The following is a 14,531-nucleotide window of genomic DNA, read 5'->3' as shown; positions in this document are numbered from 1 at the left end:
CGGGGCCGATCTGGACGGTCCGGGGATGCCGGACCGAAGGTGTGATGCCGGCCTTACTTCCTGCCGCCCGGCTTGGGACCGGGCTTCGGGGCCGCACCGGGCTTGGGGGCCGGCTTCGGCATCGACGGCTTGGGTGCCGGCTTGGCCGCAGCCGGAGTCGCCGCCGGCTTGGTTGCCGGAGCCGCTGCTGGCTTGGCCGCCGCCGGCTTGGTCTCTGCCGGAGCCGTCGCGGGCTTGGCCGCAGCCGGCTTGGTCTCCGCCGGAGCCGTCGCGGGCTTGGCCGCAGCCGGCTTGGTCTCCGCCGGAGCAGAGGCGGGCTTGGCCTCCTCCGTCACAGCAGGAGCTGACACCGGAGCGTCCTCCGCCGGCGCGGCCGCCGGTGCCGCAGCAGCCGAGCCGGCCTGGGCCAACTTCTTCAGCTGCTCGGGCATCGCGTCCGACATCGAGCTGGACAGCGGGGCGGACGAGGTGTCCTCCGCGACCTTGGACTTGGCCTCCCGGGCCGCGACGTCACGGCGCGAACCGACACGCTCGGGCTTGGGGATGTCCTGCTGGCTCTTCCGGGCCTCGGCGCGGGCCTCGGCCTTGTTCTTCACCGGCCCGACCACCATGACCATGTTGCGGCCGTCCTGACGGGGGGTCGACTCGACGCTGCCGACATCGGCGACGTCGGACGCGAACTTCTCGAGCAGGCGGATGCCCAGCTCCGGACGCTGCTGCTCGCGTCCGCGGAACTGGATCATGGCCTTGACCTTGTCCCCCGCGGTGAGGAACTTCCGGGCGTGGCCGACCTTGGTCTCGTAGTCGTGGGTGTCGATCTTCAGGCGGAAGCGGACTTCCTTCAACACCGTGTTCGTCTGGTTCTTCCGCGCCTCACGGGCCTTGACGGCGGCCTCGTACTTCCACTTGCCGAAGTCCATGAGCTTGCAGACCGGCGGCTTCGCCGTCGGGGCCACCTCAACGAGGTCCAGATCGGCCTCAGTGGCAAGTCGCAGCGCATCCTCGATGCGCACAATTCCGACCTGCTCGCCCTGGGGGCCGACCAGGCGCACCTCGGGCACGCGGATCCGTTCGTTGATTCTCGGCTCGCTAATCTTGCAACTCCTGTGGTCTGGGTTCTTCGGGTTCGGGGCCGCCGTCCCGGGTGCGGTCCCCTGCGCCGGGCCCGGAGACGACTAAGGCCTCCGTGCTCAACGCAGACGGAGGCCGAGGTCGGCGAAGCATTCCGCCGACCGAACGGTGCGACACCCCTCGCGGGACTGCCGGACCGGTAACCCGGCAACTCGGCCCGGAATCCGGACTTCCTGCTGACGCGGGTGGGAGATGGCCTCCACTTTCGATGGCTGGTGACCGTGGGCCATTCCATGGGGGAATGGCCAGCGGACCAGCTGGTCTGTGACAAGCTTACCAGCATGAACGATGCACAGCAGAATCCCTCCCCGTCCGGCGAGCCGGTGGCCGACCGGGTCCGGGAGATCCACGAGGTCCCGGCGGTGGAGATCATCAACACCACGGCCGTCCACTTCATGACCGCGGCGGCCGTGAAGGTCGGCCTGGCCGACCGTGAGGACGCCCAGGAGCTCATCGACCTGGACGAGGCCCGCAAGCTCATCACCGCCCTGGCCGGCCTCGTCACCGCCGCCGCCCCGGAGATCGGCAGCCAGCACGCCGGCCCGTTGCGCGACGGCCTGCGCTCCCTGCAGCTGGCCTTCCGCGAGGCCTCGCCGTTCCCGGACGCGCCGGGCAAGGGCCCGGGCGAGAAGTACACCGGCGCGGTGAACTGACCGCCGGTCCGTCCACGCCCTCCAGCCCCCCGTCACACCACCGGGCCCGGCGCCTCCAGATGAGGACGCCGGGCCCGCCCCGTTCCGGTCCCGAGGCCCCGGCGGGGCCCAGGGCACCCCGGGCACGACCGGACGGTCAGGAGGGCAGTCCGGCCAGGTAGGAGGCCACCTGCCGGGAGAACATGAGCACCAGGGCCACCGCGGCCGGCAGCAGGAACAGGGCGCCCATGAGCACGTTCCCGGCCGAGAAGAAGCTGATGGACAGGATGACGGCGAACATCTCGATGACCACGGTGGCCGCACGGACCCACGGCCTGCCGCGCCACAGGCCCAGGCCCACGGCTCCGATCCAGAACCCGGCGGCGACCATGAGGACGACGAGGAACACCTGGGCGCCCAGGTTCAGGGACCCCGTCCCGACCTGCACCCCGAACCCGGCAGCCGCCACCAGCACTCCGAGGGCCTGCAGCAGCAGCACCAGGGCCACCGCCACCACGGCCGGGGGCCTGGGACCCTGCCGACTCTGCGTACTCACGTGCTCGTGCCGTCCTTCCGACGTTGTCCTGTCCTCGACCTGGTTCGCCCGCTGCCCCTCCCCGCTCCGGCGGCGCTGGGCGCTGCCGTGGAGGGAAGGCCGACCCCGCCCCCACCGGACCGGATCCCGTCACCCTTGACAGTGCCGCGCCGGGGCCGGAATAGTCGGCCCCGTCGGGACCCGGCTTGTGATCAACACCTCAGGATATCCGCAGTCCAATCCGCCGTACCCCTTGTTTACGTGCAATGTACATGAAAAGATATTTCACGAGTTCAGCGGGGGTCGTTGCTACGGCCCTTTTTTCTTTGCCGTCGTACCGATGGCGACGACCAGCCCCGCCGACGGACGATCGTCCGTTTCGACAGACGTAGGACGCGCCGGGTCGCAGTGTGCCCGGCAGAAGAGGAGTATCGATCAGCATGGATTGGCGTAGCCGGGCAGCGTGCCTGGACAAGGACCCGGAACTGTTCTTCCCCGTGGGGAACACTGGACCGGCACTGCTCCAGATCGAGGAAGCCAAGGCGGTCTGCCGTACCTGCGAAGTAGTCGACACCTGCCTGCAGTGGGCCATCGAGTCCGGCCAGGACTCCGGGGTCTGGGGCGGCATGAGCGAGGACGAGCGCCGGGCGCTGAAGCGTCGCGCCGCCCGCGCCCGTCGGGCCTCCTGAGACCCCGACCCCCCGTGTGGGGCCTCCGGCCCCGCCCCAACGCCTGGAACCCCGGCCTGCCCAGCAGGCCGGGGTTTCAGCGTTCCGGGACCGGGGCCAGGATCACGACCTCCATGCCCCCGTCCGGACGCCGGCGCCAGTCGATCGTCCCCCGGAGGTCCCCGGCCACCAGCGTCCGCACGATCTGCAGCCCCAGGCCGGCATCCCGTCCCGGTTCCGGCACGACGCCGGCCCCGGCCGGGGCCGGGGCCGGGTGAGGCTCCGGGCCGGCGTCGGGCCCGGTTGGCGGATCCGACGCGCCACTGTCCCACAGCCGGACCTCCAGCCGCTCCCCCGCGGGTACGTGCGAGCGCCGAGCGGACAGGCCCACGTGCCCGCCCTCTGGACGGGTGCCGTGCTCCACGGCGTTCGTGGCCAGCTCGTTGATGACCAGGGCCAGGGGCGTGGCCAGGTCACTGGGCAGGTGGCCGAACCCGCCGGAGTACTCGGTGGTGACGGGCCGGCCGTCGCCGGCGACCTCCACGGCCAGGCGGAACTGGCGGCCCAGCAGGGCATCCATGTCCACCTGCCCGTCCAGGCCGTGGGAAAGGGTCTCATGCACCAGCGCGATCGTGTCCACCCGGCGCATCGCCTGTTCCAGCCCGCGCTTGGCCTCGGGCGAGGTCATCCTGCGGGACTGCATGCGCAATAGTGAGCCGACGGTCTGCAGGTTGTTCTTCACCCGGTGGTGGATCTCCCGGATCGTGGCGTCCTTGCCCACCAGCTGCTGCTCCCGGCGGCGCAGTTCCGTGACATCGCGCAGCAGGACCAGCGCCCCGATACGCTCGTCCTGTTCCCTCAGCGGCACCGTCCTCAGGGTCAGGCTCACCGCCCGGACCTGCAACTCCGCGCGGGCGGTCGCCTTGCCCGTGAGGACCAGGGGCAGGGACTCGTCCACGGGGCGGCGCTCGTCCTGCAGGTCGGTGACGACCCGGGCCAGGGACCTACCCTCCAGGGGGTCGGTCTCCCCCAGCCGCCGGAAGGCCGAGACGGCGTTGGGCGTGGCGAAGTCCACCCGGCCGTCCGCGGTCAGCAGCAGGAGGCCGTCGCCCACGCGCGGCGAGCCGCGGTGCGGCCCGCCGACCGGGTCGTCCGGATCCGGCCACTGGCCCCGGGACACCATCTCCAACAGTCGGTGGGCGCTCTCGCGGTAGACGAGCTCGAGCCGGGAGGGGGTGCGCTGCCCGGTCAGGTTCTGGTGCACGGTCAGCACGCCGATGGTCCTCCCCTCACGCACCACGGGCCACACCGTGACCCGCATCGAACTGTCCGGGGCGTAGACCGAGGGCGCCGTGACCGTGGGCTCCCCGGTCCGCCACGCGTGGTCCACGAGGGACCTCAGGTCCGCGCGCACCCTGCTGCCCACGATGTCCCGGTGCAGCGCGGTCTGCGAGGTGAAGGGCCGGGCCTGGGCCAGGGCGACGAAACCGCGGTCGGGCTCCTCCGGCCCGGTGACCGGGTACCAGAGCACCAGGTCGCCGAAGGACAGGTCCGCCAGCAACTGCCAGTCGGCGACCACGGCCTGCAGCCAGTCGACGTCGCCGTCCCGGAGGTCCGGATCGTCCTCGAGCGGTGCGGTCAGCAGGGGCATCGGAACCCTACTGGGCCGTCACCGCGCGCAACTGGCGCAGCGCCACGGACAGCGAGGCCAGGTCATCGGTCCCGGCCTCGCGGATCTCGTCCAGGAACCCCTCCGCCCGCGTGAGGCTGGTCGAGCGGTCCTCGGCCCACTGGGCCACGAGTTCGTCGACGGTGTCTCCCCTGCCGTCCAGGATGTCGGAGCAGAAGCTGACCAGCAGGCCGTACAGGTCATCGCGCAGCGCGGCCCGAGCCAGCGCGCGCCACCGCCCGTCACGCGGCAGGCCGGTGATGCGGTTGAGCACCGGATCCACGTCGAACCAGTCGTAGAGGCGGTAGTAGACCTCGGCCACGGAGCGCGGGTCGCGCCCCGTCTTCCGCGCCAGGCGCACCACGTCCAGCAGCCCGTAGGACTCGAACTGGTAGGCCCGTCGGCTGGACAGGTCCTCCGGGAGGCCCATCTCCAGGGCCTCGTCACGCCACTGCTCGTAGCGCTCGGCGTCCTGGCCCTGGAGGATCTGCGGCAGGTCCTCCGCCAGCGTCTGGACGTCGTCCCGGAAGTACTCCACCCCCGAGCTGATGCTGGCGCCGGTGCGCGTGCGGTGGTTGACGAACCAGCGCACGGCGCGGTCCAGCACGCGTCGGGCGTCGAGGTAGACGCGGCCCTTGGCCTCCCCGGACACGGACGCCGGCAGCGCCGAGATCGCATCGAGGAACGGGCCGAAGCCGTAGATCTCCTTGATCGCGACGTAGGCGTGCACCACCGCGGGGGCGTCCGCCCCGGTCTCCTCCATGGCGCGGAAGACGAACGTGGTGCCACCGGTATTGACGACGTCGTTGGCGACCACGGTGGCGATGATCTCCCGGCGCAGCGGGTGCTGCTGGATCTGGTCGGCGAACCGCTCCCGGAGCTGCGCCGGGAAGTAGGCGTCCAGCGTGCGGTCGAACCAGGGGTCGTCCGGCAGTGCCGAGTCCAGCAGGACGGCCGAGAGGTTCGTCTTGGCGTAGGCGGCGAGCACGGCCAGTTCCGGGGTCGTCAGGGACGCCCCGTCCTGCTGGCGACGCTCGAGCTCCGCGTCGTCGGGCAGGAACTCCAGCGCCCGGTCCAGGTCCCCGTGCGCTTCCAGCCAGTGGATGTGCCGCTCGAAGCTGGGCAGCCATTCGGAGACCTTCTGGGAGTCGTTGCGCAACAGCCTGTTCTGGTCGACGTTGGTCTGCAGCACCAGGCGGGCGACCTCGTCCGTCATCGACTCGAGCAGCGCGGCACGCTCCTGCGCCTCCAGCGCTCCGGCGGAGACCAGCTGGTCCACGAGGATCTTGATGTTCACCTCGTGGTCGGAGCAGTCCACGCCGGCGGAGTTGTCGATCGCGTCGGTGTTGATCTGCACCCCCGCCAGGGCCGCCTCGATCCGGCCCCGTTGGGTGAAGCCCAGGTTCCCGCCCTCACCCACCACGCGGACCCGGAGGTCCGCGCCGTTGATGCGGATCGCGTTGTTGGCCCGGTCCCCGACCTCCGCGTGGTCCTCGTCCGCGGCCTTGACGTACGTGCCGATGCCGCCGTTGTACAACAGGTCCACCGGTGCCTTCAGGATGGCCTGGATCAGTTCCGCCGGCGTCAACTCGGTGGTGTCCGCGGGAAGGCCCAGCCGGGCCCGCACCTGCTCGGAGACGGGGATGGACTTGGCGGAGCGGTCGAAGACGCCGCCCCCCTCACTGATCAAGGATCGGTCGTAGTCGGACCAGGAGGAGCGGGGCAGCTCGAAGAGCCGGCGGCGTTCGGCGAAGGAGGCCGCCGCGTCCGGGTCCGGGTCGAGGAAGACGTGCAGGTGGTTGAACGCGGCCACGAGCCGGATGTGCTCGGACAGCAGCATGCCGTTGCCGAACACGTCACCGGACATGTCCCCGATGCCGATCACCGTGAAGTCCTGGGCCTGGGTGTCATGGCCGATCGAGGCGAAGTGGCTCTTGACCGACTCCCAGGCACCGCGGGCCGTGATGCCCATGGCCTTGTGGTCGTAGCCCACGGATCCGCCCGAGGCGAAGGCGTCACCGAGCCAGTGCCCGTAGTCGGCGGAGATCTCGTTGGCGGTGTCGGAGAAGGACGCCGTGCCCTTGTCCGCGGCCACCACCAGGTAGGCGTCGTCACCGTCGTAGCGGACGATGTCCCCGCGCACCGAGAACACCGTGCCCTCGCCGGAGCGCTCCTGCTGGTCGGTGATGTCGAGCAGGGCGCGGATGAAGGTGCGGTAGGCGTCCTTCCCGGCCTCCATCCAGGCGCCGCGGTCGGCGGCGGGATCGGGCAGCCTCTTGGCGTAGAACCCTCCCTTGGCACCGGTGGGGACGATCACGGCGTTCTTGACCTGCTGGGCCTTCACGAGTCCGAGCACCTCGGTGCGGAAGTCCTCCCGGCGATCGGACCAGCGCAGCCCGCCACGCGCGATCGGTCCGAAGCGCAGGTGGACGCCCTCGACGTCGGGTGCGTACACCCAGATCTCCCGGGCCGGCCGCGGCTGGGGCGCGAACGGGATCTGCTCGGTGGCGATCTTGAAGCTCAACCGGCGATGCCCCTGGAAGAAACTGGTCCGCTGGGTCGCCTGCATGACGGTGAGGAAGCCCTGCAGGACGCGTTCGGCGTCGAGCGTCGAGACCGCATCCAGGGCGTTCTCGGCGCGTTCGCGGACGTCCTCCATGGCCTGGCGCCGGGCCGGACCGGCGGTGGCGCCGTCGTCGTCCGTGGCCGCGGGCAGCGAGGGATCGAAGCGGGTGTAGAAGTACTCCACCAGCAGGGACGTCATCTCGGGGTGGGTCAGGAGGGAGTCGGCCATGAAGGTCAGGGAGTACTGGACGCCGAGCTGGCGCAGGTACTTGGCGTACGCCCGGAGCATGGTGACGGTGCGGCTGGGCAGCTCCTGGAACAGGACCAGCCGGTCCAGCGCATCGGACTCGGCGGATCCCGTCGCCGTGGCCACCACCGCGTCCTCGAGCAGTCGGGCGGAGACCTCGTTCTCCGTGCCCTCGGGGTAGCCCAGTCCGAAGTCGTAGAGGTAGAACTTGCGCCCGTCGGCCGGCTCGACCTCGAAGGGGCGCTCATCGATCACGGACAGACCGAGGTTCTGCAGCACCGGCAGCACCTCCGTGAGCGTCCGGGGCCGGTCGGAGTAGAGCTTCATCCGGCCCACGGTGATGCCCTCGACCTCCTCCTCCGCCTTGCGTGACCTCTCGTCGCGGTCCTCCGGCACCACGTGCACCACCGGTTCACCGTCCCCCGGCAGGGCCGAGAACCGGCCGATGTCCTCCAGGGCGTCGTCGATCTCGTAGGCCACCCGGTAGGCGGGCGGGAACGCCTCGTCCCAGAGCCGGGCGGTGTCCACGCCGCTGTCCTCGCCGAAGGCCTCGATCGCCTTCTCGTCCACTCCCTCCTTCCAGGAGCGCACCGCGTCGACCAGGAGCTGCTCCAGTTCCTTGGCATCCACCGGTTCACTGCGCTCGCGCTCGCGCGGCAGCCGGACGCGGAAGTAGAGCCGGGCCAGCACGGACTCGGTCAGCCGCACCTGGAAGTCGAGGGACTCCCCTCCGAGCGCCTCCAGCAGCACGTCCTGGATCCGGCCGCGCACGGCGGTGTTGTACCGGTCACGGGGCAGGAACACGAGGGCGTTCATGAACCGCCCGTAGGTGTCCGGGCGCAGGAACAACCGGGTCCGGCGCCGTTCCTGCAGCTGCAGGATCTGCCGGCAGGTCTCCCACAGTTCCTCCACGTCCACCTGGAACAGCTCGTCGCGCGGGTGGGTCTCCAGGATCTGCTGGAGCTCGGCACCCGAGTGGGAGTCCCGGGGGAACCCGGACAGGGCCAGCACCGCGGCCACCTTGTCCCGGATGAGCGGGATGTCCTCCACCGAGGTCGTGTACGCCTTGGGGTCCCAGAGGCCGATGAAGCGCCGCTCGCCGGTGACCCGGCCGTCCGCGCCGTACGTCTTCACGGCCACGTAGTCCATGTAGGCGGCCCGCTGCACGCGGGATCGGGAGTTGGCCTTGGTGATGATCAGCGGGTTGGGGCGCTCGATCTGGTTGCGGCCGGCGATGGACAGCGGTGCCGGGGGCGCGCTGGGCCGGTGGCGCAGGATCCCCAGGCCGGTGTCCTCCAGCGCGACCAGCACCTGCCCGTTGTCCCCGCTCTGCAGCAGGTACTCGCGGTAGCCGGTGAAGGTGAAGTGGCCGTCCTCCATCCAGTTCAGCAGCTCGGTGCTCTGGCGCACGCCCTGGACGCTCGGCGGGGCGTCATGGGCCAGGGCCCGGGCCGCCGTGAAGGCCGCCGAGCGCATGCGGTCGGTGTCGGCGATGGCCGCCCGGACGTCCGCGAGCACCTCCTCGAGACCGTGCTCGAGGTCCGCCGCCTGGTCCTCCGTCAGCGGTCCCACGGTCTGGATCCCGATCCAGGACTCGACGACGGCCCGGGCGCCCTCACCGGCCATGAGCGGGCCGAGGTCGGCGAGCGCCGCCGTCGTGTCACCGCTGGCGGTGCCGGACTGGGTGGGGACGCGGTGCACCGCGAGCAGTCGTCCGCTCTCCTGGTCCCGGTGGGTGATGACCGTGGGATGGGCCACGATGCGGATGGCGTGCCCCTGCCGGGTCAGCTCCGAGGTGACGGAATCGACCAGGTAGGACATGTCATCGTGGACGATCTGCACGAGCGCGTACTGACGCATGGGCGTCACCTTCACGACCGCGTCCTGCAGTCCCTTGCCGGCAGCCAGGTCCACGTGCGTGGTCACCAGCGCCTGGCGGGTCCTCGGGTCCAGTTCGGCCTGGTCCGCCTCGGAGACGTGTTCGAAGTAGGCATCGAACAGCGGGGCGGGGTCGATCTGGCGCTCCGGGGTGGTGGAGTCGTGCTGATCGGTCCACAGGGGAGTCGACGATGACATGTGGTGGTGTCCTCTTCCATCGCTTCAACGGCTCCGGGCACCGGGGCGTCCGGAGGCAGTGGAACGTCCTTGGTCCACTGGCTCCGAGCCTAGTGGCCCACGTCTCAAAGCGTTAACGGGCCGCGCCCAGCAGTCGCCGGGGAACCGGCAGGCGCCGTGCACGGTCATCGGCCGGTTCCTGCGGCGTTCCCGCGAGCGCGGACAGGGCCCGCCGCAGCGCCGACTTCGGCGCGGCCTCCGCGAGCACCTGTCCGCCCAGCAGTGCCCGGTCCAGGGCCTTGCGGTCCCACGGGAGGAAGGCGGACACCGTCCTGTCCCCGGCGAAGTGCTCGAGGACGCTGCGGACCTGGGACCTCGGCGCCACGCCGGAGGCCTCGGCCCGCACCTGGTTGACCACGATCTCCACCACGGCGCCGGACGCCGTCTCGGCCTGGTCGAGCTCGTCGAGGGCCCGGACCAGGCGCGGCAGTCCCACCGGGTCACCGGCGCCCACGGCCAGGATCCGGTCAGCGGCGGCGAGGCCCGCGAGGGTGGCGGCATTGCGCTGCGGCGCGGGGATGTCGAAGCTGAGCTCCTCGTCCTGTTCCAGGCTGAAGCCACAGTCGATCACGACCTCCTCCCACCCCTCGGCTGCCGCGGCCAGGACGGCGTCGAGGGCGGACCGGCGCAGTTCGGGCCATCGGTCGGAGCGGGTCAGTCCCGTCAGGACCTGGAGCGTGGCCCCGGCCACGCGCGCACGGAGGGCGCAGCGGGCGACCCCCTCGGCGGTGATATCGCCCTGGTCCGCCAGTCGGCAGGCCTGGGCGATGCCGGCCGATTCGTCCAGCAGGCCCAGATGCACGCCGGCGGACGCGGCGTAGGTGTCCAGGTCGACCAGCAGGGTGCGGCGTCCGGCCAGCGCCAGTTCGACGGCGAGGTTCACGGCCACCGTCGTCCGGCCCGGGCTGCCCGCAGGTCCCCAGACGGCCGTCGTCCGGGTGGGGCGGGCCCCGGCCTCGGCATCCGCCAGGACATCCACCGGCGGGGCCGAGACCGCGACCGGTGCGGCCGGTCGGGCCCCGGACCGGTCGCCGTCGTCATCGTCCTGGCCGTCGGCCGGGATCCACTCCCCCGGTGACACCGGGGCCGCAGCACTGCCCTGGCCAGCGCCGGGGTCGACGGCCCCGCCGCCGGCCTCCGCGGGCCGGGCACCCGGTGTGGCGGACCCGGACGCACCGGTCCGCACGATGGCCCCACCCGCCCGGTGGCCGGGTCGCTCCATCGGACCGGGCGGTGGGTCGTCAGGCTCGGAGGAACCGACGGGCAGCGGGTGACGCGCCGTCGCCACCGCCTCCTGGAGCAGTGCGGCCAGGTCGGAGGGCGGTGTCTCCGGGGGCACGGCGACGACGCCGAGAGACCCGAGGCGTTCGCGTTCCGCGGCGACGTCGCTGAGTGCCACCACCGCCACACGGCGTCCGCGGGCGTCGGCGGCGAGGGAGTCCAGGAAGGTCAGCGTGAGCTGTCCGGTGTCCCCGGCCACGAGCAGGACGTCCGCGAGTCCGGATCGTGCCACGGAGATCAGTTCCGCCAGGCTCTCGCAGCGCCGGATGACCGTGACCGGCCCGCGCAGCCGTTCCAGCCCGGAGACGTGGTCGTGCCCCGGCATGATGGTGGTGGCGACCGAGACCTTGCGCATCCGGTGCCCCTACCGCCCGCCGAGGGAGGGAACGACGCTGATGCGCGCGCCGTTGCCCTTGGCGTCCAGGACCCGCGGCAGTTCCTCGGGGCCGAGCAGGACCTGCAGCGAGGTCTCACCCGTGGTGCCGAAGGATCCCGAGGCCTCGGAGATCCCGGCGAGTTCGGCGCGCGGGGCCACCAGCTCGGGTTCGCCGAACCCCTGCCGGCCGTCGGCGGCGGCGATCCAGACGTCCACGCGGGCCCCCGGGCCGGTGCCCTCCGGGAGGGGATCCTCCAGCGTGAGGGCGACGGCCTGGCGGGACTCCGGGTCCACGCCCGCCACCGCGCCCACCGGGATCAGCTCCCCCTGACGGACCGTCCCCACCACCGAGGCGTCCGCCGGCAGCGGTCGGTCCGCCGGCAGGTAGTCGTCGGCCGCCTCGCCCAGACGTGCCTGCACCACGGTCAGTTGTTCGGGCTCGACGACCGCTCCGGGCACCAGGTCCTGCCCTGCAGCCCAGTACCCCTCCGACCGGTCCAGCGACTGGACCAGGGCCACGGTCCCCGCCACGGACAGCAGGACCAGCAGGATCCCCACCAGCAGTCGGGGGTCCTTCCATCCCGGTCGCCTAAGGCGCGGGGCCTCCGCGCTGTTCGTCCCCTCCACGAGCGCCCTCCCTGTTCGGCCCGGCGGTCCCGTCCACCACCGGATGCGTCAATCAGCCTAGTCACATCCGGAAAGGACCGCCCAGGCGACGGTCCGTCACTGTGGACACCGGTTCCTGGACACCGGCGCTGGGGACAACCGCGGCCGGGATCCGCGGACGTGGGAGAATGGGCGGCAGTACGCCCGTCCCGACCACCCGGAGGACCGATGCCGCGATTCCTCACCCTGACCGACGTCGCCGAGGAGCTGCAGATCTCGATGGCCCAGGCCCGGGCGATCGTGCGCAGCGGTGAGCTCCCGGCCATCCAGATCGGGGGACGGGGCCAGTGGCGGGTGGAGCAGGTCAAGCTCGACCAGTACATCGAGGACCTGTACGCACAGCAGGCCGCCAAGACCGAGGCCCGTCGCGCCGGCGCGCCTCAGACCGAGGACGCGTGAGCTGACCGGACCACCTGCACCGCGCTGAACGGGATCACCCGCAGTCCGCGGACGTTACGTCCACGGCGGTGCTCGTCCCGCGGATGGACGGCCAGGTCGAAGTGGTCCCTCCCGACCCTGTCGATGGTCCCCTCCCCGAGTGAGCGACCGTCTCGTCCGTAGACCACGACGCCGGCCCGTGTGCGGGAGAGCATGCGGTAGGCCGCGGAGATCCCCAGTCTCCGACGGCCGGGAGAGTCCTCCGGCGTCGCCAGGGCCAGTGGAGCATCCACCGCGAGGACCCCCTCCAGGTGGACGAGCAGGCTCCCACCCCGGTCACTGCCCCCGAGCCACTCCTCACCCACGGTGGACACGGTCATCTGCAGTCGCTCCCCCTCGGCCAGCTGGATCCGGAGGGTCGCACCGAGCGCCCCGCGGATCCTGTCCGCCAGCGTGATGCCCGCATGCTCACCGCGGGTCATCTCCGCGGCCTCGGCCTCGGTGTCCTGCCACTGGCCCTGGGCCAGCTGCGCCTCGAGGTCGGCGAAGAGCCGTTCCCATCTCATGGGCCCAGCCTAGGGGGGGTGGCCCCTCGGCAGGAGCGCCAGCGATCTGTGGGTCCGCGGTCCGAGGAGACGCGATCGCACCACCACGCTTTCTTGATGATCGAATGACATCAAACAGCATCAAAAGGAACGTACATGGGTCTAGAGAGCCTATCGGGCATCTATTGACATCATCAGGCGGCCAGGGTTGGCTGAGGGCATCGAGAAGGTTCACCGGCCGTTGAACGAGTCGGCGCAGGCCACACCACCGAAGGGAAGCCCCGTGGACGCCTCATCACCGCACCATCGAATCGCCCCGCGGGGCGACGACGTCGCCCTGACCGCATTGGCGACGGCGACCGGCCCGTTGTTGTGGTGGTTCGGGTCCACCGGACTCTCTGCCGAGGCCGTCTCCGGACTGCAGGCGGTCGAGGTCCTGGTGGCCTCGGCCTGCGCGGGGACGGGCGCACTGCTGGCCGCCTGGTGGTTCGTGGCGCTGATCGGCACGGCCCTGACGGCACTCGGTCAACGGTCGCGCTCGGTCCGGCTGGTCCGGTACGGACAGGCCCTGTCACCGCGGTTCCTGCGCAGGGTGGCCGCGTCGGTCCTGGGCCTCAACCTGCTGGTCGCCCCCGGCTCCTGGGCGGCGACCGACGACCTCTCCGGGGTCGGCACAGCCCCGGGGCAGCACCTCTCCGTGGCCCGGCAGCAGTCCGCCGCCCTGACCGTACCCGTCCCCCGGCCCGGTTGGATGGCCGCGTCGCGCGAGACACCGTCCGGGACGCCGTCTCCCTCCGCCGGCGTCCCGTCGCCGACCTGGCGACCGTCCGCTCCGGCCCCCTCGGTCCCCGGGGCCGGGCACCAGGGCCGCAGCACGGCGCCCAGGTCGGTCACCGTGCGCGCCGGTGACTGCCTCTGGGACATCGCCGCCGAGGAACTCGGTCCGTACGCCACCGAGCTGGAGATCGACCGCAGGTGGCGGCAGTGGTATCAGCTCAATCGGCCGGTCATCGGAGCCGACGCGGACGTCCTGGCCCCCGGAACGGTCCTCCAGGCACCCCCGGTGTCCTGAACGGGCCGGTTCGGGCACGCGCGCTGGGCACGTCCCGCGCGCCCTGGATCCCCCACACCTGACCCCCAGCACGGTTCGACCGACCCATCGGAGGAACGATGTCCACCACCCACTCGACCGCGACCCACCGCACCCCCGGTCCGCTCACCGTGTCCACGGTGCCACCGGCCCTGCCGCCCCGGTCCGCCCACGGAGGAGCCCACGCCGTCGGGCGCCCCGGCTCCGGTACCTCACGTCCAGCGTGGTCCCCCGGGCCTCAGGCCGCCCCGGTCTCGACGCCCTCCGAACGGGCCCTCGCCGAACGGCGTCGAGAAGAGGACCGGCACATCAGGTCCCTGGCCCGGATCGTCGCCCTGGCCTGCGTCGAGGCCGAGCTCGGTCTCCGGCCGGCGCGCCAGCTCTCGGCATGGCTGGACCTGCCGACCTACGGCAAGATGACCCGACGGGCGGAACTGGCCCGCCGGATCCGGCCTGACCGCGGCGCTGCGGGCGCGCCACAGGCCCTGGGATCCCGCTGCTGTCCCGCAGGAGACGGGGTCTACGAGGCCAGCGCCACCATCCAGTTGCCGGATCGCGTCCGGGCCATGGCCCTGCGGATCGAGCGCCACCGCGACCGGTGGAAGGTCACCGCGCTCGAACTCGGCTGAGCGT

At 71.7% G+C, this 14,531-nt stretch carries 12 protein-coding genes; 5 read left to right on the top strand and 7 right to left on the bottom strand.

The window, feature by feature from the left end; genetic code table 11:
* Positions 1-53: 53 nt before the first annotated feature.
* Positions 54-1,061 (bottom strand): translation initiation factor IF-3, encoded by a 1,008-nt coding sequence (infC, locus tag CITRI_RS0109445; RefSeq protein WP_010144523.1) that lies wholly within the window; start codon positions 1,059-1,061, stop codon positions 54-56.
* A gap of 351 nt (positions 1,062-1,412) precedes the next feature.
* Between infC and CITRI_RS0109440 the strand changes: the two genes are divergently transcribed.
* A complete protein-coding gene (locus CITRI_RS0109440; protein WP_010144521.1) occupies positions 1,413-1,784 on the top strand; it encodes a DUF1844 domain-containing protein in 372 nt (123 codons plus the stop codon).
* 136 nt (positions 1,785-1,920) lie between these two features.
* Here the strand turns inward: CITRI_RS0109440 and CITRI_RS0109435 are convergent, their stop codons facing one another.
* The gene (locus CITRI_RS0109435) at positions 1,921-2,319 is read right to left on the bottom strand and encodes a hypothetical protein (protein ID WP_141566045.1); all 399 of its coding nucleotides are present in this window, start codon (positions 2,317-2,319) and stop codon (positions 1,921-1,923) included.
* A 419-nt stretch (positions 2,320-2,738) separates the two neighbouring features.
* On the opposite strand from CITRI_RS0109435, the gene CITRI_RS0109430 reads away from it, so the two are divergent.
* Positions 2,739-2,987, top strand: a complete 249-nt coding sequence (locus tag CITRI_RS0109430; RefSeq protein ID WP_010144519.1) for a WhiB family transcriptional regulator — start codon at positions 2,739-2,741, stop codon at positions 2,985-2,987.
* Between the two features lie 76 nt (positions 2,988-3,063).
* Here CITRI_RS0109430 and CITRI_RS0109425 read toward each other — a convergent pair whose 3' ends face one another.
* The 4 genes from CITRI_RS0109425 to CITRI_RS0109410 form a co-directional block, all read right to left on the bottom strand.
* Positions 3,064-4,617 (bottom strand): sensor histidine kinase, encoded by a 1,554-nt coding sequence (locus tag CITRI_RS0109425; protein WP_010144518.1) that lies wholly within the window; start codon positions 4,615-4,617, stop codon positions 3,064-3,066.
* Positions 4,618-4,624: 7 nt separating this feature from the next.
* A complete protein-coding gene (locus CITRI_RS0109420; RefSeq protein ID WP_010144517.1) occupies positions 4,625-9,523 on the bottom strand; it encodes an NAD-glutamate dehydrogenase in 4,899 nt (1,632 codons plus the stop codon).
* A gap of 112 nt (positions 9,524-9,635) precedes the next feature.
* A complete protein-coding gene (locus CITRI_RS17190; protein ID WP_010144516.1) occupies positions 9,636-11,198 on the bottom strand; it encodes a hypothetical protein in 1,563 nt (520 codons plus the stop codon).
* A gap of 9 nt (positions 11,199-11,207) precedes the next feature.
* On the bottom strand, positions 11,208-11,846 hold the full coding sequence (locus tag CITRI_RS0109410; RefSeq protein ID WP_029139183.1) for a hypothetical protein: 639 nt from the start codon (positions 11,844-11,846) through the stop codon (positions 11,208-11,210).
* A 207-nt stretch (positions 11,847-12,053) separates the two neighbouring features.
* Between CITRI_RS0109410 and CITRI_RS0109405 the strand changes: the two genes are divergently transcribed.
* Positions 12,054-12,284 carry a helix-turn-helix domain-containing protein gene (locus CITRI_RS0109405; RefSeq protein ID WP_010144513.1) on the top strand — a complete coding sequence of 77 codons (231 nt, stop codon included), beginning with the start codon at positions 12,054-12,056 and terminating at the stop codon, positions 12,282-12,284.
* On the opposite strand, the gene CITRI_RS0109400 is transcribed toward CITRI_RS0109405, so the two are convergent.
* The gene (locus CITRI_RS0109400) at positions 12,266-12,829 is read right to left on the bottom strand and encodes a hypothetical protein (protein WP_010144512.1); all 564 of its coding nucleotides are present in this window, start codon (positions 12,827-12,829) and stop codon (positions 12,266-12,268) included. The two genes, CITRI_RS0109405 and CITRI_RS0109400, sit on opposite strands and share 19 nt — an antisense overlap.
* Positions 12,830-13,091: 262 nt before the next feature.
* Here CITRI_RS0109400 and CITRI_RS17185 point away from each other — a divergent pair, with 262 nt between their 5' ends.
* Together CITRI_RS17185 and CITRI_RS17180 are read left to right on the top strand one after the other, a co-directional pair.
* Positions 13,092-13,880 (top strand): LysM peptidoglycan-binding domain-containing protein, encoded by a 789-nt coding sequence (locus tag CITRI_RS17185; protein ID WP_010144511.1) that lies wholly within the window; start codon positions 13,092-13,094, stop codon positions 13,878-13,880.
* Positions 13,881-13,978: 98 nt separating this feature from the next.
* Positions 13,979-14,527, top strand: coding sequence for an Rv3235 family protein (locus tag CITRI_RS17180; protein ID WP_010144510.1), 549 nt, complete (start codon positions 13,979-13,981; stop codon positions 14,525-14,527).
* Positions 14,528-14,531: the final 4 nt, after the last annotated feature.

It is taken from the genome of Citricoccus sp. CH26A (assembly GCF_000224415.1).
In the GTDB taxonomy this organism is placed as follows: Bacteria; Actinomycetota; Actinomycetes; order Actinomycetales; family Micrococcaceae; genus Citricoccus.
Note: the sequence above shows the minus strand (reverse complement) of the source record. Positions and strands in the feature narration are given on the sequence as shown.

Excerpts from the sequence above, each read along its gene's own strand:
- CITRI_RS0109405 (WP_010144513.1), top strand. The coding sequence starts at position 12,054 with ATGCCGCGATTCCTCACCCTGACCGACGTCGCCGAGGAGCTGCAGATC.
- CITRI_RS17180 (WP_010144510.1), top strand. The coding sequence starts at position 13,979 with ATGTCCACCACCCACTCGACCGCGACCCACCGCACCCCCGGTCCGCTC.
- CITRI_RS0109400 (WP_010144512.1), bottom strand. The coding sequence starts at position 12,829 with ATGAGATGGGAACGGCTCTTCGCCGACCTCGAGGCGCAGCTGGCCCAG.
- CITRI_RS0109440 (WP_010144521.1), top strand. The coding sequence starts at position 1,413 with ATGAACGATGCACAGCAGAATCCCTCCCCGTCCGGCGAGCCGGTGGCC.
- CITRI_RS17190 (WP_010144516.1), bottom strand. The coding sequence starts at position 11,198 with ATGCGCAAGGTCTCGGTCGCCACCACCATCATGCCGGGGCACGACCAC.
- CITRI_RS0109420 (WP_010144517.1), bottom strand. The coding sequence starts at position 9,523 with ATGTCATCGTCGACTCCCCTGTGGACCGATCAGCACGACTCCACCACC.
- CITRI_RS0109430 (WP_010144519.1), top strand. The coding sequence starts at position 2,739 with ATGGATTGGCGTAGCCGGGCAGCGTGCCTGGACAAGGACCCGGAACTG.
- CITRI_RS0109425 (WP_010144518.1), bottom strand. The coding sequence starts at position 4,617 with ATGCCCCTGCTGACCGCACCGCTCGAGGACGATCCGGACCTCCGGGAC.